This window comes from Clostridium estertheticum, from assembly GCF_026650985.1.
GTDB lineage: Bacteria > Bacillota > Clostridia > Clostridiales > Clostridiaceae > Clostridium_AD > Clostridium_AD estertheticum_C.
The window spans coordinates 1002198-1026718 of record NZ_CP086239.1 but is presented as its reverse complement, the minus strand read 5'-3'; the positions used below and the strand labels follow the sequence as shown (position 1 = coordinate 1026718).

The following is a 24521-nucleotide window of genomic DNA, read 5'->3' as shown; positions in this document are numbered from 1 at the left end:
ACATTATAACCTGTTAATAACAAATTATACAAATGGCTGTAGATAAATTTATCTACAGCCATTTTAAAATCTAAATAATAATTATTACTTTTTATGCTTTAGTGCTTACCTTTGAAATTGCATTTTCAAGTATATCGAGTCCTGCATTTAATTGTTCATCCGTAATACATAAAGGCATTAAGCAACGAAGGGTGTTTCCTCTAACGCCACAATTTAATATGACTAAGCCATTATCGTTGCAATCTTTAATTATTGATTTTACTTCTTTTGAAGCTGGTTCTTTTGTTACTCTATCAGTAACAAACTCAACACCCATCATTGCCCCGAGGCCTCGAACATCTCCAATAATTTTATATTTTTCCTTCATTTTATTAAATCTATCCATAGCTATTTCTGCAATATGATTTGATTTAGCAGCATAATTATCTCTTTCCATAATTTCAATAACTTTTAAAGCTGAAACACATGCTATTGGGTTTCCAGCATAAGTTCCACCAATTCCACCAGCTTGAGAAGCATCCATAATTTCAGCTCTACCTGTTACTGCACTGATTGGCATTCCAGCTCCAAGTGATTTTGCAGAAGTTATTATATCAGCATATAATCCATTGTCTGCCCAGTATTCACTAGCAAACATTCTACCAGTTCTGCAGTATCCTGATTGTACTTCGTCACATACTAATAATATTCCATTCTCATCACATATACGTCTTAGCTCCCTTACATATTCAATAGGTGTTGGAAGGAATCCACCCTCGCCTTGAAGCGGCTCAATAACTACTGCTGCAACGTCTTCTACATTTATTTTCTCTAAGAAGAAATTCTTTAATTTTTCAATGTAATACTTCATTGCATTTTCCTTAGGCATTCCAGCTGGACGACGATAAATATAAGGAAATTCTGCTTGATGAACTCCTGGAGCGAAAGGTCCAAATCCAAGTTTATATGGTTTTATTGTACTTGTCATTGCCATAGTTAAACTTGTTCTTCCGTGAAATCCACCTGTAAATGTAACTATCTCTGTTCTTTTTGTATATTTACGGGCAATTTTCACAGCATTTTCAATAGCTTCAGATCCACTATTTACAAACATTGTTTTCTTCTTAAAATCTCCCGGAATAATACTATTTAACTTTTCAGCAAGACGTACATAAGATTCATATTGTACTACATTTATACTTGAATGAAAAAATTTTGAAACTTGTTCTTTTACAACTTCAATAACTTCTGGATTAGAGTATCCTATATTTAAAACTCCAATTCCACCAACAAAATCCAACATGATATTTCCATCTACATCTTCAAACATTGCACCTTCTCCTCTTTCAATAAAAGTAGGTACTCCGGATGATACTCCAACTGGAACATTTTCTTGTCTAAGTTTTATTAATTCCTTTGCTTTTGGTCCCGGTATTGTTGTAATTATTTTGGGTAAACTAGTTCTTAATTCTGTCATAATAAATTCCTCCTCGATTATATTAATAATCTAATATTTGTATTTCTAACTTTATATATAATTTTTAATTAACAACTTCATTGTGCAAACATTATATTTTCAACACTTTGAGCTACATTATTTAAATAACTATTGTTCTATTTTTATTTTACTTTCTACGTCAGTTGTTATTACATCATCGCCGCCAGATAGCATTTCTGGTGGGCTTACGTTAAACCCTTTAGTAAGAAATATTAAATAGATAAAACCGCATGTGGCCCAGATGCATCCCAAAGTCAGGGCAGCTTTGTCTAAGTTGGTAAGAAGCAAGAAACAAAAACTTGCACCAATCATTGGAAAAATCAAAAACAGAATAGTATCTTTAAATGACCGTCTCTTTTCCTTGATGAAATAATGGACAATCACCGAAATATTTACAAATGTAAATGCCGTGAAAGCTCCAAAGTTAATAAAGGATGTAGATGTTGCAACAGTAAGTTTAAGAGCAAGCAAGGCAATCACGCCTGTAATGATAATGTTATTAATTGGAGTATTAAATTTGTTGCTCAGTACTCCAAATATTTTTTTAGGTAATACGTTATCCCTCCCCATTGCATACATAAGTCGGGCACCACTTGCTTGGGCTGAAATACCCGAGGCAAACTGCGCGATAATCATGCCGATTAGAAAAATGGTACCGAATATAGGTGGTGCAACTTGTTTTGCAATCTCAAATGCAGCATTACCTGCATCTTTGTAAACATAGCCGGGGTGAGCCATATGGGTAGTATAGGTTGCCACTATGAAAATCAACCCACCAATCACCGTTGTAAGTATGATAGCACGTGGAATATTCTTTAATGGGTCAACTGCTTCTTCAACGAAAGTTGAAACGGCGTCAAATCCAAGGAATGAATAACAAGCAATAGACGCTCCAGCCATCACAAAGCCAAACGGAACATGTTTGTTGTAAAAAGGACTTATCGATAACATAGTTCCTGTACCGATACCATGCATCACAGCTTTAACGCTAAAAGCAATAAAAGCGCCGATTACTAGAAGTTGCAGTAATACCATGACAACATTGACTTGTGCGCCAATCTTGATCCCAATGATGTTGATTGAGGTAGTGACGAAGATAAATCCTAAAACAAACGCCCATGATGGAATACTTGGGAACGCGGCGTTAAAATAGGAAGCACCAATGAGCCAGATTGCCATTGGGATGAAGACATAATCAAGCATGACTGCCCACCCTACCATGAATCCCAGGTGCGGGCTGATTGCTTTTCCAGTATATGTATAAGCTGATCCCGCTACAGGGAAAGCCTTTACCATGTGGCAATAACTTAGAGCAGTAAAAAACATAGCCACTAAGGATGCAAGATAAGCTCCTGCTTCGACGCCATGAGTTGTTTCAGAAATAACACCATATATTCCATATACAATCATTGGCGCCAAATATGCCAGCCCAAATAAAGTTAAGTGATGTAATTTTAAAGTACGTTTAAATACCTGCTGACCACCTTGATTTTCCATTGAAATTTACCTCCTAAAAATATGTTTCCTAATATAAATTTGTATATATTTCAATCATTTCTTCTCTTGATAATGCTACGTAATTATTTACTAATAATCTTTGTTGCGACTCTATAACGCTATCAGTAAACAATTTTATTTCTTCTTTCTTCATTCCAAATTCTTTTAATGGCTTTTTCATCAATAATTTATTTAACACATTTTCAATTTCTTTATAAACATCCTCACCATGACTAAGACCTAATACATTTGCCAAAAGAGTATTTATTTCCTTTATCTTTCCATTTGGATTCTTTTTACTGTACATTTTAAAAACTTCAGTAAATAGTTCATAGTTTGCTTCTCCGTGTGCTACATGATAAACTCCACCTAATGGATAAGACATAGCATGAACTGCTCCAACTCCAGCATTTGCAAAAGCAATTCCAGCATAGTTACTGGCGGTTGAAAATTCCTTTAGTAAATTCTGACGATGATCCTCACCTTTTTCTATAATTTCCATGTAGCCCTTCATAATCATTTCTATAGCTTTAACTGAAAATATCTCTGTGTATACACTAGCCTTAGGAGATACAAAAGATTCAATAGCATGAATTAATGCATCTATGGAGCTAGCAACAAAAAATTTAAAAGGTAATCCCTTAATTAACTCTGGAATAAGCACTGCTTGATTTGCAAACAACTCATCAGTCGCAAGTCCCATTTTGGTATATTTTGATTTTATTTCTGCAATTGAGATATTAGTTACTTCGCTTCCAGTTCCGCAAGTCGTAGGGATAATTATTAATTCCTTATCCCTTATAAAAGGTACTTTTTTCTCAAACAAATCAAGACAATTTTTTACATCCTTAAAAACCATTAATTTAGAAATATCTATAACAGTTCCGCCCCCTATACCTACAATTCTTTTGACTTTTTTATTAGGCATAGCTGCAATAATCTTGTTAATCATCTCGTCAGAAGGTTCACCAACACCATATTTTTCTTGAAAAATAAAGTCTGCTTTTAAATTTAAATATTTCATAAATGGTTCATACATAAATTCTTGAGTTAATACTAAGTCACCTTCACCAATTTTAAACTCATCTGCAAAATCTTTAAAATTATTAAAAGTATGAATCTGAGGTACTAATTGAAAGTTTTTCATAATATCCTACCTTTCTTTTATCCATATTTATTTTTGTTAAAATTCATGTTTAAGTCTATTTTCGAGTTCTTATATCTGCTTATTTTTTTACTTGTAATATTTGAAGTCTAAGTATTACTCTCCTTTCATTAAAACATTTCTCTCTCAATTGCATTTCATACTACATATGTAGCAATTCCTATGCCAAAGTTATAGCAAAATTATACATTTGAAAACTATTGATGGTTAATCGTTCTATTTGCGTCTTTTAATTAAATATTCTGATTATTGTTTTGTGTAAATATTATAAAAAAAATAATAAAATATGTATCATAAAAGAAACACATCTTAACAATTTAAATTGACGGATTTCATAAAACCTTGCATATTATGGGTGTTACACCTTATACTTATTTCTGTTGCATATTTGAAACGTGTTTCATTTTTAAAACATATTTTTTCCCAAGTATTTTAGATATACAAGTTAAACTACTCAACGTGACTGAAGTGGCTACAATTGAAAGAATTGGAGTTCTAAACAAAAATATGATTTCCTTATAGAAATCATATTTTTGAGGTGTACCTTATTACATTTTTTGTTTTAATTTTATTTGCAGAATTTATTTAATAATTTATTCTTTTATTCTAGCTATTACTTTTGCTAAGGCTTTTTTATGAGCCAAATTACCTTGTCTTGCTATCATTATTCTTTGAGCCTGTGGTGATCCTGCACCATGCATTGATTCTGTTCTATAACCAACAGCAGCTGTTCCAAGTGCTAAGTTTTCTATTAATCTTAATATTCTCATCCTGTTTTCAGTTGAAACAGATGCAACACCTTTTAAGTATTTTTCAAGATAGGGTCCAGTTATCGGATCTTTAAAATCTTTGTCTGCAGGCATAGTTACCATGAGTCCTCCAGCAATGTCTTCCGCAAGTCTTACTATTTCATATGGGAATCTTGTAACATTTTGTTTACATACATTAGCAAGTAACAAATCTATTATATAGTTACCTGATTCAGTTTTATGACCTTCTGCAGAGCATGCAATTCCACAAGCGTATAGTGTTTCATTTAAGTGAGTCATTTCTATCAATTTGTCTTTAATGTGTGATACTCTATTGGTTCCATTGTAATCTGCAGCTACAGCCGTAGCTCCAATGAGCACATCACCTACACCAGTTTTGCACCCACCATAACTTTGTCTATGATATCCTGCAAATCTTTCAACAAGCATTCCTGCAAATTCAGTTTCTCCATTTAAGAATATCCTATCATTTGGTACGAATACATTGTCAAAAATAGTTAAAGCTTCCACTCCACCATAATTATAATTTCCAACATCTATATCTGCGCCTTCTTCACTTTTTCTTGTATCACAAGATTGACGTCCAAGAATCATAATAATCCCTTCTGTGTTTGTTGGTATCGAAAATGATACTGCATAATCCTTTTCATCTGGTCTCATAGCCATAGTTGGCATAACTAAAACTTCATGAGAATTACATATACCAGTTTGATGAGCCTTTGCACCGCGAACCACAATACCATCCGGTCTTCTTTCAACTACGTGAAGATACATATCTGGATCTTCTTGTTTTGTTATTGAAAGTCCTCTATCTCCTTTTGGATCCGTCATTGCTCCATCTACTATTAAATCATTTTCATGAATATATTTTAAAAACTTTTTAAATCTTTCATGATACTTTGTTCCATAAGCTTTATCAATTTCATAAGTAGTGCTATATTCAGAGTTGAATGCATCCATACCAACACATCTTTGGAAACATGAAGCAGTTTTTTGGCCACATAACCTTTGCATTTTAACTTTTTTAATTAGGTCTTCAGTGCTTTGATGTACATTAGCAAATCTATTGATTTTTTTACCTGTAATTATTGAAGTAGCTGTCATTAAGTCTTCGTACTCAGGCATCTGTGCCAAATCATAAGTCATTTTAACTGAGTTCATTGATGGACGAATTATAGGATTGTCCACTACATTTTCCACCTTTTTCCCAAACATATAAACCTTCAGATTTAATTTTCTAAGACTCTCTACATATTGTTCTCCAGTCATTAATCCCACTAAAACCATTCCCTTCACATATATATTTTTATGTTACTTTACATTTATTTCACTTTACATTTATAAATGTAGCAATACTCATGCCAAAGTTATATAAAAATATATTTTACAACATTCCCATCTCTAAATATTTTTTACGTTTTCTAAAAAAAGTAGTAGAATTAATGCCCAATTTTTTTGCAGCATCACGAACGTTACCAGCATCATCAAAAGCCATACTAATAAGTTTTGCTTCTACTTTTTCAACTGCCTCTTTTAAATTACATATCTCTTCGCACTGAATAACTTTTCCTATAATACTCTGCAATAATTCAATTGGCAAGTCACTTTTGAATATTTTATTGCCATTACTCATCACTATAACCCTTTCTACAATATTTTTGAGTTCACGTACATTCCCCGGCCAACTGTAATTATAAAGTGTACTCAACGCCTCAATAGTGAAAGTCTTTTCAAAATTATATTTATCATTTAATTTAGATAAGAAATGCTGAATTAAAGGTAAAATATCCTCTCTCCTATCTCTTAAAGGTGGTACAATAAGAGGTACAACAGCTAAACGATAATATAAATCTGCTCTGAATATTTTATTTTTAATCATATCTTCTAAGTTTCTATTTGTAGCTGCTAATATTCTTATATCAATCTTTACTGGTTTCACCGCCCCAACTCTTTCAACTTCTCCCTCTTGAAGTACATTAAGCAGCTTAACTTGTATGTCTAAAGGAAGTTCTCCAATTTCATCCAAAAAAACTGTACCTCCATCTGCCACTTCAAAAAGCCCCATCTTGCCTTCCTTGTTAGCCCCTGTAAATGCACCTTTTACATACCCAAAGAGCTCAGATTCTATAAGATTTTGAGGAATTGCTCCACAATTAATTTTTATAAAGTTTTTGTCACGTCTCATACTATTTTTATATATAAATTTAGCGATTTCTTCTTTTCCAACTCCAGTTTCTCCGAGTATTAAAACAGTAGTATCCACATTAGCTACTCTTTTAGCAACTTCCAATAAGTCTAACATTGTTTTATCCTTCGCAATCACGTCTGTTAAATTTAGATACTGTATTCTCATAGCCTCTATCTCTGAATAGTATTTTTCTGTTAACTTCATATTTTTAGCAAGCTGATCTTGTAGCTCGTATAGTTCCGTTATGTCTCGTACATTTGTAACCACCATATTTATATTGCCTTCGACATCAAAAATAGGATTACTTGAAACCAACACTTTTTTACCTGTACTAAATTCCTGCTCAATTGTATTAGATCTTCTATTTTTTAATACCATAAGAGTAGATGACTTAGATATATATCCCTCTTTTTCTAGTTCATACATATTTCTGTCTATCATATTTTTTCTTTGTAACCCTGTTATGTTTTCATAAGATTTATTAATCTTTAATGTATTAGCTTTACCATCGGTTATATAGATACCATCAAAGGATGCTTCAATAACCGCATCCAATTCTATGCAATTTAGCTTTACAATGCCACATTCATTATTGCAGTTTAATCTTTGCTTAGGATCATTTATTTTTTCTAATGAATTAGCAACCCGTTGCTTATAATTATTTATGCTTAAAATTCCTACAAATTTACCATCTGAATTTATAACTGCCATATAATCTTCCGCTTTATCAATGCAGTCTGATATTTTAGAATCTTCATTTATAATATTTATTGTACCCCTTAAAAGGTATTTTACATATGTATCAGGGCTTATACCATTAATAAAATTTTTAATTATATCACTTTTCGTTATAACTCCAACTAAAATATCTTTTTTATCTAATATCGGTATTACTTCTACTTCATTATTATTAAATAACTGTGATGCCTCATAAAAAGTATTATTTTCTTTTAGTTTGAAATCACTTTTCGTCATAATATCCTTTACTTTCAAAAAAAACACCTCTCAATTTATAATAAATTAAACTATGCATTATTATACATTACATAGTTCAATTTTATTATATCAGAAAAGGTGAGCTTATATTAAGCTTTCATAAATTGTACAATTATTTCTTACATATTAAATTTAATGTTGTTATATCATTCCCTTTATACTAAGAGAACACCATCTAACTAATTCACTCATTATTAAACTTCCATCCCAAGGAGAATCATAGAAGTTCATATATCCAATTTTCACAACTCTGTCTACTCCAAATGTTGTTACTTTGTCCGTAAAATCTAAAACCTTTTCCTTATTTTTAAAAGCTATTCCTATAGTTTGTATATTTTTAGTAATTAAAGGACATACATCAAATATATCCTCCACCTCTTTTATAAATATAGTTCGCCCTGTAATTGGCTCTTCAAGCTTTATTTCATTATCAATTAATATTGTATATTGAAGTCCTGTGCTTATATAAGCTAACTTATCGAGGCTTAATAGATATTCCCCTCTTTTGTTGATTATTTTAGCAGCTATAGCCTCCTCTAAATCTAAATTTGCATATCTTTTGGTAATTTTTTCAAATTTTAGACTTAGCATTTGAGCTATGTCTTTTACATGTAGTTTACTTTTCTCTATAAATAACACCTGAGGCGAAGAACATCCCTTTTGACCAAAAACAATTGTATCTGTAACCAAATTCTCTAAGTATTCCTCTAAATCATCACTCTCAATTGCGGATTTATCAAAAACGGCAAAAGAATACTTAGGGCCAAAAATTAAATCCTTACAAGTAGTTTTTTTTGGCATTAGGCAAATATCATCTACTGCTGTTTTATTTCCCCAAACCATCCTAACATCAGCTTTTAAGGACATCAAAGAATTAAGATTCCGATCAAAACTATCAAAATAAATAATGGCAATATTCTTCAATAAAATATTAGATGAATAGGTGCTTCCTTCATATTCAACATTTATATTTGCTAAAATTATTAACAATTTATATACAATACTGGCGCTTTCCTTAGATACTCGAAGAATATTAGCATTTTTACATAGGATGCTTTGTATAACAGAATAAATTCCAAGTGTAGGCACATTCCCAGCCATCCAATGACATACTATGCCCCTTGGTTGTGCCTTAATATATTTTTCGTCATCTATCTGTACGAATTTATTTAAGTATTCGATATTCTCTAAATTGAGTTTTAACTGTTTTTCAATATTTACCTTTTTCAAATAAAAACATAAAAATGAAGCACCCTCCATTCTTAATATTTCTCTGTTTTTTGCAATTTTCTTGCTATATTCATTAATTATAAGTATTATAGCTTCCACTGGTATTTTGTGGATTTCTATTTGATTATTATTTAAACAGGTTTCTATTTCATTAAAATCTTTTAAATTTATACCATTCTCGTTGAACTCACCATTTAGCTCGTAATAATTTATCATCTTCCTACCTCTCTCTGTGCAAAGGTATCTCCACATCCTCTAACTTCAGCTTTGTCTATTCGCGACTTAAATCTAAAATATTTACCATGTCTACCACATGGGCAATCATCTATACCTACAAACTCACCAACATCTTCAGTTAGGATAGCTTGTGATGGGTAACTAGTACCTAGAATACTCATAACCTCTATAAGCCCAATTTCTCCGAATTTCACTTCTTCTAATGTTTGTATATCCCTTATAATAATCTCTGCAAAATTAGGGACATGTTTATACCCATATTCACAATCAATAAAAACTACTCCTAACTGCTCTACCATTCCATAAAAATCTATTATATTAGAAACTTTTGTGCCAAATACCTGTGCAGCAGTCTCTGAAAATACTTTTTTCTCTACTTTTTCAGATATTATTTTTTTCCATCCACCACTATGTAGTAGCTTCATATTTGGCTTATTTAATTGTATTTGTTCCTGTTTTAAAACTTTTAAAAATTTAGACCATAATATATAAGTAAATCCATAAACTATAATTTTCTCATCCTTATGCTTTCGCTCAAATGCACGTAGTCTATCTATGTTTACCCTAAGTTCATCATTATCTTTATCCATTACATAACAAATCTCACTCGCAAAAGCACTTACTCCTCTTATCGCTGCCCCACGTGCAGTCATGCTATCCCTTTTTTTGTTGCTATCTTCATCATCTATGATAAGCATTGGTCTTCTTTTGGAACCTAAAAAATTTGATAATGTACTTATTAACCCTTGTGTTTGCCTTATTGAAGTCTTTTTATCTAAATATATTTTGCTAGGGATTCCTGTGGTTGTAGCACTAGAAAGTAACACTCTTGCTACTTTATCAACCTCGCAAACTCTAAGATCAAAAGATTTAAACATATTGACAGGTATATATGGAACCTCTTCTAATGTTTTAATACTATTTATATCTACACCTAATTTTTCATACATAGATTTTATGTTTAGATTCTCCATATTCTTATCTAGTTGAGATAATATTGTCTTCAAAAACAGCTTTTCTTTATCTTTCTGATTCAAATTAAACTGTTCACCAAGCACTAGCTCATCTATAATTTCCGCAATCTCCAATTTTAACACCCTCTTAATTGTTACTTAAGTTGTTTAATTAACACCTTGCCTGAAGAATTTTTAGGAAGAGTCCTTAAAAACTCTATATATCTTGGTATTTTATATGAAGGCAACTGTTTTTTACAAAAATCTAAGATATACTTAAAATCTACAAAGGGTTTATCCGCGACTATTACTACAAAGGCTTTTACCGCTTCTCCTAGAATATCATCTAAAACTCCAATAACAACGCATTCTACTACCTCTGGAATTTGTAATATTATATCCTCTATTTCTTTAGGACTTATTCTAATCCCACCACTTTTAATAATGTTTTTTTCTCTTGCTACTATATATATATACCCATCATCATCTACCCTAGCTAGATCACCCGTATATAAACAACCTTGTCTTAATACTTTATTGGTTGCCTGTTTATCATTAAAGTATCCCTTCATTATATTTCCGCCACTAGCTACAACCTCTCCTATTTCTCCAACTTTTACTTTGTTTCCCTGACTATTTAAGACTTGTAGCTGTGTACCTTTAATGCCTCTTCCTATTGAATTCATCTTTTCCTTAATTAAATATGGTGGTAAATAAGATAACCTTGCTGTAGCCTCAGTTTGACCGTACATTATAAATATCTCTACGCCGTCCAAAATATCTATAAGTTGCTTAATAAATATTTCTGGTAGCTTCCCCCCTGCTTGAGTTATATACCTTAATGTTGGAAACTTAGTATTCTTCATATCAGTCATTCTAAGCAATATTTGATAATTACTAGGAACACCTGAAAAACCTGTACAATTATAATTATTTATATCCTCAATAACTGTTTGTGGAAACATAAATTTATTATTAATTACAAGACTTCCCCCTACTCTAAAATGAGTATGTAAAATTGAAGTACCATAACAATAATAAAAAGGAAGTACCGTTTCAACTCTATCATTATTTGTAAGTTTCAAGTATTCTATTATAGAATTTGTATTGCTTATAAGATTATAATGGGTAAGCATTACTCCCTTAGGATTACCTGTAGACCCAGAAGTAAACAATATTACAGCTACATCTTCTTTTATATTTATATTATCCGTATTGTTATTTCCCTCATAACAAATTATATTAAGATCACTTTTATCTGTATAAATTTCAACATTTTTATAATTAAGTGACTTTATTTTTTCACAGAATTTGTTTTGAGTAAAAATCACCTTAATATTTAGAGAGTCAATAATATACTTTATCTCATTACTGCTTAAAGCCGGATTAATAGGAACACATATGGCACCGCTTTTAATTATTCCAAAGTAGTTTTCAATAAAAAAATTAGAATTTTCAGAAACTAAAAGTACAGCATTCTTTTTAGATAAATTCTTGTTTATTAAGAAAGAAGCTTTTTTTTTACATTTTCATAAATTTCTTTATAGCTAATCTCATTTTTAAAGATAACAGATGTTTTATTAAGTTTTGATGAATTCTCGAAAATATAATCTGTAAAGGTCATATCTCAATACCATACTTGCCAACTATTTTCTTAATGTCACCTATAGTATACATTCTAGAAATATCCACCACATTTAAAGCTATATCAAAAACTTCTTCTAAACTTGTTATAAGCTCTACATGTCCCAAAGAATCCCAATTTTCTATCTCATCTGGTCCCATATCATCATTTATATCCTCAATTTTTTTTATATCAAATACATCCCGTAACACCTTGTTTAATTTTTCTAAATTGCTCACAATAACTCCTCCTAAATATTAATGTTTTATTATATATAAGCAATATTCATGCCAAAAGAGATTATACTTCTCCAAGTATAATCTCTTTTTCTTCTTCACTAAAGTGAAAGTAATCATATAAATAATTTTCATCTTTTTCATCATAATCTATCATGGTTGGAATGCATAATTTCATTAAGTTATTTGGATAATACTCATATGCATCCTCACCTAGTTTTTTCGCAAAGGTCTTAAAATAGAATTCGTATATTTTACTATTTAATATGTATAATAAAAAATCATAAGTAAACTCAGCATCCTCTTTTATAGTAAGTGCATATACATCTGCACTAAAATAACTTCCCGTGTCAAGAGCGAATCTGTTACTGCTGGCTTTAAATGGAAAAATTATCTTTTCACCTTCGAATATGTTTTGCTTTCTACCCCATTGAAGTTCATACCATTTTCTAATACCCTTTTGACACTCTCTTCTTTTTAGAAGCTTTTCCTTCTGTAATCCAATATAAGCTATAGCATTATTATATTCTTTAGGATTACAAATTAAATCTGAATATATTATATAACTGTCTTGTCTTGAAATTTTATTTTTTTCTATGTAACTGCTCTTAATCCAAGGTTTTATTATATCCTTTTCAATATTTTTTCTTAGGCAAGTATCATTATTGAGTACAAAAGCTTTATCACACCCAGTTATTATTCCCTGATAACTATAACATATATTACTAAGCTCAGTATGTTTTTGTTGTTTTATTTTTTTTATTATGGTTCTCACTTTCTCATCTACTAAAACCCAACCCTTATCATCTAATTCTTTTTTATTTAGCATAAAAGTGTTGAATTTATTGCCACCTTTTAAAAATACATTATTATAAAATTCTTTTTTTTCTTTACCTTTTACGGTCAATGGCTTTATAATTTCAATTTGATTATCAGGGGTTTTATGATTTGTTATAAATATAATTAAAGGGTCTATCCCTACATTTTTAAATGGTCTTATACCATAAAAATCTATCATTTTATCTATAGTGTAACCTTCCTTTAACAGCTTCCTCAAATCTTCTCCACTAGGTGATTCTATAAAGTATCTTGAGGTAATAAATGTAAGCTTTCCACCCTCACTTAAATCCTCTAATGCTTTCTCAAAAAAACAATATGATAAGTCCCCTTTATCTCTGTATACTTTTTTATATTTTATTTTTAGAAATGAAGCATACTCGTTATCTATAGATTTTTTGCCAACATAAGGTGGATTTCCTATTACGATATCATATTTACATTCATTCTCATACAACAAAAAATCCTTATTAAAAATATTTTCAAGTATGATTCCCTTGCTTAAATCATATAAATCAATAACAAGAATTTTTAATGCTACATCATCAATATCAAATCCAAACAAATTGTATCTTATTATATGGTCATCAATGCTTTTTACATTTAATTTCAATCCATTTTTCTCATTAATAAAACTCAAATTATCCTTATATAAATTCTTAAGAAATTTAAAACAACAAATCAAAATGTTTCCTGTGCCACAGGATGGATCGACAATTCTTATATATGGATTATTTATTATCTGCGCTGCTTTTATAGTATTTTCTATCATATAAGAGGTTATAGGTTCTGGAGTGTACACCGTACCCTTCTCTTTATTATTTTTTATAAATTCATAATAGCCATCACCAAAACTTTTTTTTCCTGATCTTTCTAATTTTATTTTATAATTTTTAAGAGCAATTACTTTGTATACATCATCTATTGGACTTATTATAATATTATATACCTCATATATTTCTTGTTTTAATAAATCAAGCATTTATTTTCTCCCACCTATGTTACTAAAATTTAGTTTTACAATGTTATTATTTAACTACAAACTCTCATCAACAATAGTTAATATTTCATCTCGTTTTATTCTTCCGTTTTCAACTAATTCATAACAACGTTTTTTAACTTTTTCTTTGTAAATTTCATCTTTAATACTAGAAAGATTTATTTTAACATTTAAAATTGCACTTTCAATAGATGCTTGAAGCATTAAAACTGATACCCCAGCATCAGAAATCGCATTTTTGTTACCTAACTTAGCTGCTACCATCACATACTCGTATATTTTATATGCTTCCTCTGCTACATTTAAGGGAACTTCTAAAGCCCCTAAATATCCTTCTTTTATTTTAGCACTTCTTACTTTCTTATCATCATCGCTTTCCTTTGGAAGTTTAAAAGCTGACATCAGTATTAAAAAGGCCTCCTTGTCTTTGTTCATTAGTTCTAAAAATTTACTCTGATATTTAAGACATGCATCTAGAGTTTTAGAAATAAGTATTTTTTCCTCATCACTATATTCATTGTATACCTTCTTACCTATAGTTAAATTAAACACCATAGAACCTAACCCACTGGCTAAAGATGCTGCAAGTGCTGCAACACTTCCACCTCCTGGTACAGGTGAATTTGAACCTAATTCATTAATAAATTCTCTTACAGTTTTTTGATCTAACATTTTTTATTCTCCCTTCAAAAATCTAATTATTTCTTTGTTAATATCACTACTGACAAAACAATCATTATACTCCCAATTATAATTCTAGATGAAATAGGCTCTCCTAAGATTATTATTCCTAGTATTAAGCTAACTATAGGCTCAATAGTACTTAGAATTGAAGCCTTAGAAGGTCCTATTAGTCTAACCCCTTCCAAAAATGCCATTAAAGCTACCACCGTAGATATAAATGCTATAAGTAAAATTGCCACAAGTGCATAGAAAGAAATATGGATGCTAAAATTACTAGTGCTCATAGCAGCTATAAACATCACAGTAGCAGATGCACACGAAATATAAAAGGTTAATACGTAACTATTAATATTCTTAAATTCTTTATTAGAAGCGCCTAGCACATATAATGAATATAATACTGCAGCTATTAATGCGAGTATTATTCCTTTTATGTTAAAACTGACACTTGCCTTATCAATTAAAATATAAATACCCATTAAAGATATAATCAAAGAAATAATTTTTCTAAAATATATTTTTTCTTTATAAAACATATATGCTAATATAGTGACAATGGATGGATATATGTAGAAAATCATACTTGCCATTCCAATGCCTATATAATTATATGACATGTATAAACTAGAAGTTGTAAGTGTAAATCCAAATACACCAATAATTAATATTAAAATGGACTGTTTTTTAGTTAATTTCATAGATATACCTTTCGTTTTCAAGTAATAAAAAAGCATAATTGCTGCAAACAAAAACCTAAGGAACAATGTGCTGTATGTATTTGCTCCTCCTCTATATGACAGTTTCGCAAGTATTGGCATAATGCCAAAAGCACTAGCTGATAAAATGATGTATAGAATTCCTTTTGTTTTCTCCATATTATCCCTCCTCATTTTCACATAGACTAAATAACAATCGCATAACTATTAAAATTGTACCATCTTTATCTTATTATTTCATCAATTAAATAAAACTTTACAAATATTAGATATATAACATTAAAATAATATTGTAATAAAAATAATTTATGTACTATTATTTAACTTAACATAACTAAAATAAGACCCTATGATAACAAAACATCATAGGGTCCCAGAATAAATTATCTATTTAGTATTCTTAGTATATGCATTATCCCAAGTGTTTGAAAATACAAAATCTTTTACATCTTTTTTATCATAATGTTCTTTACTCTCTGCAATTTCTCCAATTGGGGTTATAGCAACTACCTTATAATTTTGTGGAATTGAAAGTGCTGTTTTAATAATGTCCTCATTAATATCAGCAATCCAACAAGTTCCATACCCCTCATTAGTAGCCGATAAAATAAAATGCTCCATAGCTATTGCACTATCTACTAAATAGTACTCTTTGTTTTCTACTTCACCTGAAGCATCTGGGTCCGCAATTACAACTGCTGTCATTGGCGCATCGATTATTGACTGTGATGCTGAATTATCCTTGTTTATTATTGCTTTTGAAATTTCCATAAGCTCCTTCTTCTCATCAACTAATATAAATTTGTAAGAAGTCTTATTTTTCCATGATGGTGACATCATAGCTGCCTTAATCATTCTAGATAACTTTTCTGCATTTACTGGGGTAGTTTTAAATTTCTTAATACTTTTTCTACTCTCAACTACATCATAAAATTCCATATAACACACTCCTTTAAATTTAGTATGTGTAATAGTCGCATAAATAATGTAATTATTTTTTCGAAATTTTGCTTTTAAATATATTCCATATATACATAGTTTCCTCGATTTTTAAAAGATATGTTAAAGCAAAATATAATATACTTCCTATAACTGCACAAACAAATAAAATTGTTAAATTCAAAACAAACCCTGATATTAAATTAATTATAAATATTTTTTTCATGAAATATATTACAAACCCCATAATTATAGAAGCTATAGATATTTTTTCTATTGTCTTAATCATAGAACTAAATTGGATCCCTGGAAATTTCTTATTCATCTTAATTAATAACATTACAGTAATAACTGTAGCTGAGATTGATGAAGAAAGTGTAAGTCCTGGTACTGACATGTATTTGTACAAAATAGCACTTAAAGCAACATTTATTACTACACCCACCATACTATAAATCATAGGTGTTTTAGTGTCTTTAGCGGAGTAAAAGGCCCTATTTAATATGTCACGCACTCCATAAGCTATCATAGTTGGAGAATATAGCACTAACGCCTCTGAAACCAATTTTACGTCACTTAGCGTAAATTTTCCTCTTAAATATAGTACACTAATTAAAGGTTCTCTTAATATAACTATTGCAAGTGCCGCAGGTATCATTACTAGATTTATAATATTAATTGATTTAACTAAAGATTTTTTGTATTCCTCATGATTATTTTGAACTATGAATGTAGAGAGTATTGGGTATATTATCATAGAAACTGCTACAGCAAAAACTTCATAAGTAAGTAGAGTTACCTTATTTGCACAGTCAAGAACTGCAGTTGCACCTTCATATAAGCCCATGGCAAATGATCTATTAATAAACAAATTAAGTTGCATGGTTGAAGTGCTTATTATTATAGGAATCATTAATATAAATAGTTTTTTTAAGTCTTTATCGCGAAAATTCAATTCAAATTTATACCCGTATCCTAGTTTCTTAAACTTAGGTACATTAATTATAAATTGAACGAAAAAAGCCAAAACAGTAGTTATTGCAAATCCGGTAAGACCAAATTTATCTACAAATAAGCTTAAATAAATTATATATATTAAGTTTGCAGCAGCAGCCATTGCAGCTGGAATAGAAAATTCTTTGTGAGCTTGAAGTACTCCTGCGACAACACCTTGTAGAGTTAAAAATAACACTGATAAGAACATAATCTTAAGTATTTTTACAGTTTGATTAAACATCACTGGGTCATTAGATAAGTTATTAGCGAAATAATAAACTATATAATATGAAAATAATATTCCAACTCCCGTAATAATTATAGTTAATAACATGGAAGTATTAGTTACATTATTTACAAAACGATTTCGTTCTTTTAATTCTTTTGTCTCAATGTACTCTGTAAGAATGGGTATTATTGTTGTGCTAAGCCCATACCCTAAACTAGTAAAAAGAAATACTACACCAAAACACCATACGTATATGTCTGCTGAATGGGTAGTTCCAAATTTAGCTAACATTAAGCTATCTCTTACTATAGCCAGTACCTTTCCAAGTATTACAAAAATCATTACAATCATTGAACTTTTTAAAACTTTGTTTTCTTTCATGATACGCTCCATATTTTTGTGAATTTAAGAATTAATATCATCTTCACTGTTAAATCATTTTTTTAATATATTTTTATAAATTTCATAATATTTTTCCCAGAAATTTTCTATAGTGAAATTATTAATAACGATATTATGTAAATTTTCTCCTTTTACATTTGAATAACCCTTATCTAAATAGGCCTCTCTCATAGCCATGTAAATATAAACATTATCCTTATCTTTTATTTTATATCCACTATTGTCATCTAATATACACTCTAGGTCTCCTACCTGAGTATAAATTAATGGTTTCTTTACAATTCCTGATTCTAATACCGTAAGTGGCGGTGCTCCACCCTCACTTAAAGAAGCTAGGATACTAACATTAGATGCATTTATGTAGTCTAAAGGATTAAAAACATTTCCTACCATAATAACTTCATTTTCTAGTTTTAATTCCTCTACTAAATTTTTCAGTTCCAAGTCTAACTCTCCACCACCAACTAATAATAATTTCACATCATGAAATTCAAGAATTAATTTTTTAAATGCTAAAATAACTTCTTTGTGGTTTTTTATTGGATGTAATCTTGCTACCATAACATATACGAATTCATTATCTTTTATTTTCAAACTATTCCTTATATCTTTTGCAGGGTTCCCAATAATACAACTTTTTATGTCTATACCATTATTTACAACTGAAATCTTTCCTTCTATTTTTTTATCTTCAAGTAAAGACTTCAGGTTATTTGATACACAAATATAATTTTTAAAACTCTTTAATCCCCTAGTACTCAAAGGTGTAAATATAAAATATTTCAACTTATTATTAAGAAAATCATATCTAAAATCACTATGAACTACGGCTACTGTTGGCACATTTAATTTACTTTTTAAAATTAAATGTAATAGGAAAGGTTTGGCTCCATGGAAATTTACTATACTTATTGAATTGTGATTTATAAAGTTCACAAGCTCCATATTGTAAAGCTTCTTACTAAAAAGCTTATAACTAACGCCCAATTCCTTAGCTTTCAAATATAATGGCCCTTCTCCAAGACAAGCAATTATATTTTGAAATTTTTTGTTTGATTTGTCACATATATTTAATACATGTTTTCCACCACCACCATTGTCATTACCAGATATAATATGTAATACTTTAATGTTTACCCCTCCCTTTATTTATCTAAAAAAACAATAACTACTCCTGTTTGTTTTTATATTTTATTACCATTATAATAAATTTTGGTATAGATGATAATCTCTTAATTCTAAATGGCTCTTTTATTACTCTATATAACCATTCCATTCCTAAGTTTATCATCCATTTAGGTGCGCGTTTAACCTTACCCGCAATATTATCAAAACTTCCCCCAACTCCCATAAATATTTTACAAGGAAGCCTGTCCATATATTTTGTTATAAATAATTCTTGCCTTGGACATCCCATTGCAACGAATAATACTTTAGGTTTTACGGCTTCTATTTCTTTTAATATATCTTCACAATTATCTAATTCAAAATATCCATCATGGCTACCAAGTATATTAAGCTTTCGATATTTAGTTCGTAAATTTATATTACACATATCCACTGTCTCTTTTGTTGATCCTAAGAGATATATTCCTTCATTATCTTTTTCACATTTTTTCACTATATTATCCATGACTTCTATACCTGCAATTTTTTCTTTGACAGGCTTTCCTACAATTTTCGAACAAATAACTGTTCCAATCCCATCTGGAATAATAATTGAATTTTTACTTGTAAAATTATGGAGCAAAACAGTATTTTCAAGTCCACTAAGGAGAACTTCTGGGTTTCCTGAAATAATATGTACTTTTTCAAAATTATCTATAGCCTCAAATAAAGCTCCCATATTATCATTAAAAATTTTATATTGTAAAATTTTCGTTATCATAAATTCCTCCAAACAACCTACCTCTAGCAGATTCCATATTAAATCACTTTAATTTAGTAACTCACTAATGTGAGTTACTAAAAAGCACCATCTTTCTTAAATACAGACACCACTGTTAATAAGATTATTTTTATATCTAATATAACTGAAAAGTCCTTAATATAGTTAAGATCATAAGTTACCGTTTTTCCTAGTTCTATTTCTCCTCTTCCACTAATTTGTGCAAGTCCTGTTATTCCTGGCAAAACTAGAAGCCTCTGATGATAGCTTTCTGGATAATACTTAACTACTTCTGGTATTTCAGGTCTAGGTCCTACAAGACTCATATTACCGAACAAAACATTAAAAAGTTGAGGTATCTCATCTAAACTACTACGTCTCAAAAAATTACCTACCTTAGTCACCCTACTGTCTGATTTACTTTGAAATACAAAATTTTCAAGGTCATCTGGATTAATATCAAGTTTTCTTTTACTCTCAGCTTGAACTATCATGGTTCGAAATTTATAAATAGTAAAGTTCTCACCATCTTTTCCAACTCTAATTTGTCTAAATATAGTTCCACCTTTTGAGTCTATTTTGATAGCAATAATGATAATTAAATATATAGGTGATAATATAATTATCCCTATTAAAGATAATATAATATCCATTAATCTCTTAAGTGCGAATTGAAATTTTTTATTCTCAATGTGTGTTTTCTTGTCTATAGTTATCATTTTACTTTTATTCACCTTATACACCTACCTTCTCATGAATATTTAAATACTTTTCATTTATAATTTCCCTAATAATTCGTATATTTTAATTAACTTCCGATGAATTTAATAAACTTTCAGCTGTAGCTATTAGAAACCAAAAATATGTTGTAGCCATAGGTACAAAAAATAAATTATCTGATATATTCATAAAGAAAAATGCAATCATTGAAGCAAATGCTCCCATATAAAAAGCTTTTATAAATTTATCATTTGTAATAGTAAATAGTTTCTTCACTCTAATAAGTGATGTCACTAAAACTGCTAAAAAAGATGCTATTCCTACTATACCCAATTCACTCTCAACCTTCAAATAAGAATTATGAGCAGGATATCTTTTGTAAGCGTTATAGCTTAACCCCTTATATTTACTAACATATTCATCATATCTACTTATGAAGTTACCATTACCAACTCCGAGAATCGGATGATCTTTAATCATCATTATTGCCGTTTTCCACAATTTAATTCTAGATTCATTTTCCGCTGTATTTGGTAAATCTCGAACTCTGTCAAGGACCGATGGCATAAATAAAGTTGAAATCCCTATACCACCAAAAGCTATAATTAACTTATAGCTGTAAATTACACATAATACCACTGCACCTATACAAACTCCAACTTGTGCATTCCTAGAATAAGTCATTATTATATTTACAAATAATAAAATTGATATTATCCCATACATACCTTTATTTTTTTTGTTTTTCTCATAAATAGTGAGCATTACTACTGGAAATATAATTAGAATAAGAAAGGCAGCATAGGCATTAGGATTAAACATAGTCGCTGCAATTTTAACCACACTATATCCTGAATAATGAACTACAAACTTTTTATCTAATCCAATCCTTGTGAAATGTTGGATTATACCAAAAATGCTTAAAAGCCCTGCTGTGAATATATAACATTTCAATAAATTCTTCACTAATTTTTTAGTATTAAACTCATATTTAATTACAAAAAATATAAACACATAAGTTAAAAATCTTGCACTTTCTTTTAGTGCTAATGATTTTTCTAATGCATATGAAGTGGATAATAACATTATTCCAAGTAATATTAATATGAATATACTTAAAGTACTACTAAATAAATCTCTAATACCATAAATAAACCTTTCACGCGTAGTCTTCTCGCAAATTAACTTTATGAAATATACAAATGCAACTATACCAAGTAAAATGTCGCTCACAGGTATTCCTTTAAAATTTGTCCCTTCCTGAATCAAAGGCATTATTACTATATATACACACATTAAACAATATAAAATACTATACTTATTTTTCATTATTTACACCTCTTTATACAATAATAATATCATTACTACATAATCAGTCCCTCACTTTCAAAAAGAGCTTCAATTTGTAAGTGAGGGACTATAACTTATTATGATTTTTATAAATTCATCAATATTTTTTCAAGTTTTTTTGTTATATTTTCTCTAGCATAATTTTCCATAACATAAGCTCTGCCATTTTGACCTAATTCATTTCTAAGTTCTATATCATTATATAACTTTAACACCGCTTCTGCAATTTCTTTTGAATTTTCAGGTTCCACAACTATTCCTGCATTTGCATTATTTATTAGCTTTGCAGCTTCACCCTGTACAGGCAGAATAATTGGTATCTCTGAGGCCAATGTTTCAAACATTTTTGAAGGTAGTGCACCTTTAAACAGCTCTAATTTCTTTAAAGGAATTATAGCGGCGTCCATAGATGCTACTATTTTAGGCATATTAGTTTTTGGCTGAAGAGGTAAAAATGTAACATTCGTTAATTCTTTTTCTTTAACCAAATTTATAAGACCCTGTTTTTCTGGACCATCACCAACAAAAATAAATTGAATGTTTTCTTCATTTTTTACTATCTCCGCTGCATTTATTATAACTTCAAGTCCTTGTGCTATTCCATGAATACCAGCATAACATAATGCAAATTTATTTTCTATTCCGATTTCACGTCTAAAGTCTTCATCCCTGTTTTCTTTTTTAAATAACTTTGTATCCACTCCATTAGTTAAAAGGTGTATTTTATTTTTATCGAAGCCTCTATTAACTATGTCATCAACTATTCCTTGTGTTTGACATGTAACAGCTGCAGCCTTTTTATAACAGAATTCTTCTAGCCATACAGACATTTTTATGAACAACTTATTATGAAGCACACCTAATTTTATAGCTGATTCTGGCCATAAATCAGATATGTTAAAAATAAATTTAGCTCCTTTAAGCTTAGCTAATACAAACCCTGAAAATCCAAGGAACAGTGGTGGAGATTCTGTTATTATTACATCCTGTTTATCTATATGTTTAGCGCCACTAATTACTGATGAAAAAGTAAAAGATAGATAATTCCTTAATCTTTTAGTAAACTGCTTAGATTTTGTAGCATAAATACTAGTTCTAACTATCTTTATACCCTCGATTTCCTCGATAACAACTCCACGGCCTTTGTACTCATCAAAGATTTCTCCCCTAGGGTAGTTAGGTAAAGCTGTTAATATTGTAACTTCATGACCAAATTCTTTTAATTTTTTAGCAAACTCAAAAATTCTATTTTGAGGTGCCCCAACTTCTGGAGGGCAATATTGTGTTAAAAATAAAATACGCATTTTTCCACCTCTACTATTTGTTTATAATTTCTAAAATTTTCTCTGCAGCGTGACCATCACCAAAAATATTTTGTTTAACTTTGCTCGGAACGAAATTTAATATACCATCTAATATCTTAGCCTTATCGGTTCCAACAACAATATTCCAGCCATTTTCTACTGTTTCTACCCATTCTGTTTCATCTCTCATAGTAATGCAAGGCTTATTCATGAAGAATGCTTCCTTTTGAACTCCACCACTATCTGTAATAATCTTTCTACAGTGCATTTCTAAACTTATCATATCTAAGTACCCAACTGGATCTATTATCTTTATATTTTTGTTAAATGATAAATTATAATCGTCCATATATTTTTTGGTCCTTGGATGTAATGGTAGTATTACTTGCTGACCACTTTCATTTAATGCTTCAATTATATTTCTTAACCTATTTATATCATTGGTATTTTCTGCTCTATGTATAGTAGCTAATATAAATTCTTCCTGTTTTAGATTCAGCTCTTTCATAATCTTTGATTTTTCTTTTGAAAGTTTTGAAAAATTAAGTGTTGCATCATACATTACATCTCCTACATTATAAACACCACTCGTAACTCCTTCATTACTAAGGTTTTTAATAGCTGAAGCCGTAGGTACAAATAAATATTTTGATATATGGTCTGTTAAAATTCTATTTTGCTCTTCTGGCATAGTCATATTAAAGCTTCTAAGTCCCGCTTCTATATGAGCTACTGGAATAAGTAATTTACTTGCACAAAGCGCACCAGCTAAAGTTGAGTTCGTGTCTCCATAAACCAAAACCATATCTGGTTTTTCCTTTAAGTAAAGTTCTTCAAGTTCTATTAACATATTTCCTGTTTGCTTGCCATGTCCACCTGAACCTACTCCTAAATTATAATCAGGTTTAGGTATATTAAGTTCCTCAAAAAAGATTTTCGACATATTTTCATCATAATGTTGGCCTGTATGCACTAAAATTTCCTCATGCTCTTTTCTGATAACATTAGATACTGCAGCTGCTTTTATAAACTGTGGTCTTGCTCCTACTACTGTTAATATTTTCATATAGACTCCTACCATTT

20 protein-coding genes are annotated in these 24521 nt (G+C 29.9%); all 20 read right to left on the bottom strand.

Annotated features, from left to right (window positions below):
- Positions 1-91: 91 nt before the first annotated feature.
- Positions 92-1456: a 4-aminobutyrate--2-oxoglutarate transaminase gene (gene gabT, locus LL038_RS05150; protein ID WP_216121672.1), complete on the bottom strand. Its 1365-nt coding sequence runs from the start codon at positions 1454-1456 to the stop codon at positions 92-94.
- Positions 1457-1585: 129 nt separating this feature from the next.
- The gene (locus LL038_RS05145; RefSeq protein ID WP_216121674.1) at positions 1586-2974 is read right to left on the bottom strand and encodes an APC family permease; all 1389 of its coding nucleotides are present in this window, start codon (positions 2972-2974) and stop codon (positions 1586-1588) included.
- A gap of 28 nt (positions 2975-3002) precedes the next feature.
- Positions 3003-4121 carry a 4-hydroxybutyrate dehydrogenase gene (locus tag LL038_RS05140; protein ID WP_216121676.1) on the bottom strand — a complete coding sequence of 373 codons (1119 nt, stop codon included), beginning with the start codon at positions 4119-4121 and terminating at the stop codon, positions 3003-3005.
- Between the two features lie 611 nt (positions 4122-4732).
- Entirely contained in the window at positions 4733-6187 is a 1455-nt protein-coding gene (locus LL038_RS05135) for a 4-hydroxyphenylacetate 3-hydroxylase family protein (RefSeq protein ID WP_216121755.1), read from the bottom strand.
- Between the two features lie 106 nt (positions 6188-6293).
- A complete protein-coding gene (locus LL038_RS05130) occupies positions 6294-8090 on the bottom strand; it encodes a sigma 54-interacting transcriptional regulator (protein ID WP_253200219.1) in 1797 nt (598 codons plus the stop codon).
- Between the two features lie 144 nt (positions 8091-8234).
- Complete coding sequence (locus tag LL038_RS05125) at positions 8235-9539, bottom strand: acyl-CoA reductase (RefSeq protein ID WP_216121678.1); 1305 nt, start codon at positions 9537-9539, stop codon at positions 8235-8237.
- Entirely contained in the window at positions 9536-10657 is a 1122-nt protein-coding gene (locus LL038_RS05120; protein WP_326493438.1) for an acyl-protein synthetase, read from the bottom strand. The genes LL038_RS05125 and LL038_RS05120 overlap by 4 nt, the downstream gene beginning before the upstream one ends.
- A gap of 11 nt (positions 10658-10668) precedes the next feature.
- A complete protein-coding gene (locus tag LL038_RS05115; protein WP_268056069.1) occupies positions 10669-12015 on the bottom strand; it encodes an AMP-binding protein in 1347 nt (448 codons plus the stop codon).
- Between the two features lie 118 nt (positions 12016-12133).
- Entirely contained in the window at positions 12134-12376 is a 243-nt protein-coding gene (locus tag LL038_RS05110) for an acyl carrier protein (RefSeq protein WP_216121682.1), read from the bottom strand.
- A gap of 61 nt (positions 12377-12437) precedes the next feature.
- Positions 12438-14192, bottom strand: a complete 1755-nt coding sequence (locus LL038_RS05105; protein ID WP_216121684.1) for an Eco57I restriction-modification methylase domain-containing protein — start codon at positions 14190-14192, stop codon at positions 12438-12440.
- Positions 14193-14246: 54 nt separating this feature from the next.
- Positions 14247-14882: a cyclodeaminase/cyclohydrolase family protein gene (locus LL038_RS05100; RefSeq protein WP_216121686.1), complete on the bottom strand. Its 636-nt coding sequence runs from the start codon at positions 14880-14882 to the stop codon at positions 14247-14249.
- Positions 14883-14908: 26 nt separating this feature from the next.
- Complete coding sequence (locus tag LL038_RS05095; protein WP_216121688.1) at positions 14909-15769, bottom strand: DMT family transporter; 861 nt, start codon at positions 15767-15769, stop codon at positions 14909-14911.
- A gap of 228 nt (positions 15770-15997) precedes the next feature.
- Positions 15998-16549, bottom strand: a complete 552-nt coding sequence (locus LL038_RS05090) for a nitroreductase family protein (RefSeq protein ID WP_216121690.1) — start codon at positions 16547-16549, stop codon at positions 15998-16000.
- A 52-nt stretch (positions 16550-16601) separates the two neighbouring features.
- On the bottom strand, positions 16602-18155 hold the full coding sequence (gene murJ, locus LL038_RS05085; protein WP_216121692.1) for a murein biosynthesis integral membrane protein MurJ: 1554 nt from the start codon (positions 18153-18155) through the stop codon (positions 16602-16604).
- A gap of 54 nt (positions 18156-18209) precedes the next feature.
- Positions 18210-19289: a glycosyltransferase gene (locus tag LL038_RS05080; RefSeq protein ID WP_268056068.1), complete on the bottom strand. Its 1080-nt coding sequence runs from the start codon at positions 19287-19289 to the stop codon at positions 18210-18212.
- Between the two features lie 55 nt (positions 19290-19344).
- The gene (locus LL038_RS05075) at positions 19345-20064 is read right to left on the bottom strand and encodes a WecB/TagA/CpsF family glycosyltransferase (RefSeq protein WP_216121693.1); all 720 of its coding nucleotides are present in this window, start codon (positions 20062-20064) and stop codon (positions 19345-19347) included.
- A gap of 77 nt (positions 20065-20141) precedes the next feature.
- Positions 20142-20783 (bottom strand): sugar transferase, encoded by a 642-nt coding sequence (locus LL038_RS05070; RefSeq protein WP_216121762.1) that lies wholly within the window; start codon positions 20781-20783, stop codon positions 20142-20144.
- Between the two features lie 85 nt (positions 20784-20868).
- On the bottom strand, positions 20869-22113 hold the full coding sequence (locus LL038_RS05065; protein WP_216121695.1) for an O-antigen ligase family protein: 1245 nt from the start codon (positions 22111-22113) through the stop codon (positions 20869-20871).
- Positions 22114-22220: 107 nt separating this feature from the next.
- Positions 22221-23438 (bottom strand): glycosyltransferase family 4 protein, encoded by a 1218-nt coding sequence (locus LL038_RS05060; protein WP_216121697.1) that lies wholly within the window; start codon positions 23436-23438, stop codon positions 22221-22223.
- A gap of 13 nt (positions 23439-23451) precedes the next feature.
- Entirely contained in the window at positions 23452-24504 is a 1053-nt protein-coding gene (gene wecB, locus LL038_RS05055) for a non-hydrolyzing UDP-N-acetylglucosamine 2-epimerase (RefSeq protein ID WP_216121699.1), read from the bottom strand.
- Positions 24505-24521: the final 17 nt, after the last annotated feature.

What these genes read in the sequence shown, in the direction of transcription:
- gabT (WP_216121672.1), bottom strand. Translation starts at nt 1,456, where the DNA reads ATGACAGAATTAAGAACTAGTTTACCCAAAATAATTACAACAATACCG.
- LL038_RS05145 (WP_216121674.1), bottom strand. Translation starts at nt 2,974, where the DNA reads ATGGAAAATCAAGGTGGTCAGCAGGTATTTAAACGTACTTTAAAATTA.
- LL038_RS05140 (WP_216121676.1), bottom strand. Translation starts at nt 4,121, where the DNA reads ATGAAAAACTTTCAATTAGTACCTCAGATTCATACTTTTAATAATTTT.
- LL038_RS05125 (WP_216121678.1), bottom strand. Translation starts at nt 9,539, where the DNA reads ATGATAAATTATTACGAGCTAAATGGTGAGTTCAACGAGAATGGTATA.
- LL038_RS05105 (WP_216121684.1), bottom strand. Translation starts at nt 14,192, where the DNA reads ATGCTTGATTTATTAAAACAAGAAATATATGAGGTATATAATATTATA.
- LL038_RS05100 (WP_216121686.1), bottom strand. Translation starts at nt 14,882, where the DNA reads ATGTTAGATCAAAAAACTGTAAGAGAATTTATTAATGAATTAGGTTCA.
- LL038_RS05095 (WP_216121688.1), bottom strand. Translation starts at nt 15,769, where the DNA reads ATGGAGAAAACAAAAGGAATTCTATACATCATTTTATCAGCTAGTGCT.
- LL038_RS05090 (WP_216121690.1), bottom strand. Translation starts at nt 16,549, where the DNA reads ATGGAATTTTATGATGTAGTTGAGAGTAGAAAAAGTATTAAGAAATTT.
- murJ (WP_216121692.1), bottom strand. Translation starts at nt 18,155, where the DNA reads ATGAAAGAAAACAAAGTTTTAAAAAGTTCAATGATTGTAATGATTTTT.
- LL038_RS05075 (WP_216121693.1), bottom strand. Translation starts at nt 20,064, where the DNA reads ATGATAACGAAAATTTTACAATATAAAATTTTTAATGATAATATGGGA.
- LL038_RS05070 (WP_216121762.1), bottom strand. Translation starts at nt 20,783, where the DNA reads ATGATAACTATAGACAAGAAAACACACATTGAGAATAAAAAATTTCAA.
- LL038_RS05065 (WP_216121695.1), bottom strand. Translation starts at nt 22,113, where the DNA reads ATGAAAAATAAGTATAGTATTTTATATTGTTTAATGTGTGTATATATA.
- LL038_RS05060 (WP_216121697.1), bottom strand. Translation starts at nt 23,438, where the DNA reads ATGCGTATTTTATTTTTAACACAATATTGCCCTCCAGAAGTTGGGGCA.
- wecB (WP_216121699.1), bottom strand. Translation starts at nt 24,504, where the DNA reads ATGAAAATATTAACAGTAGTAGGAGCAAGACCACAGTTTATAAAAGCA.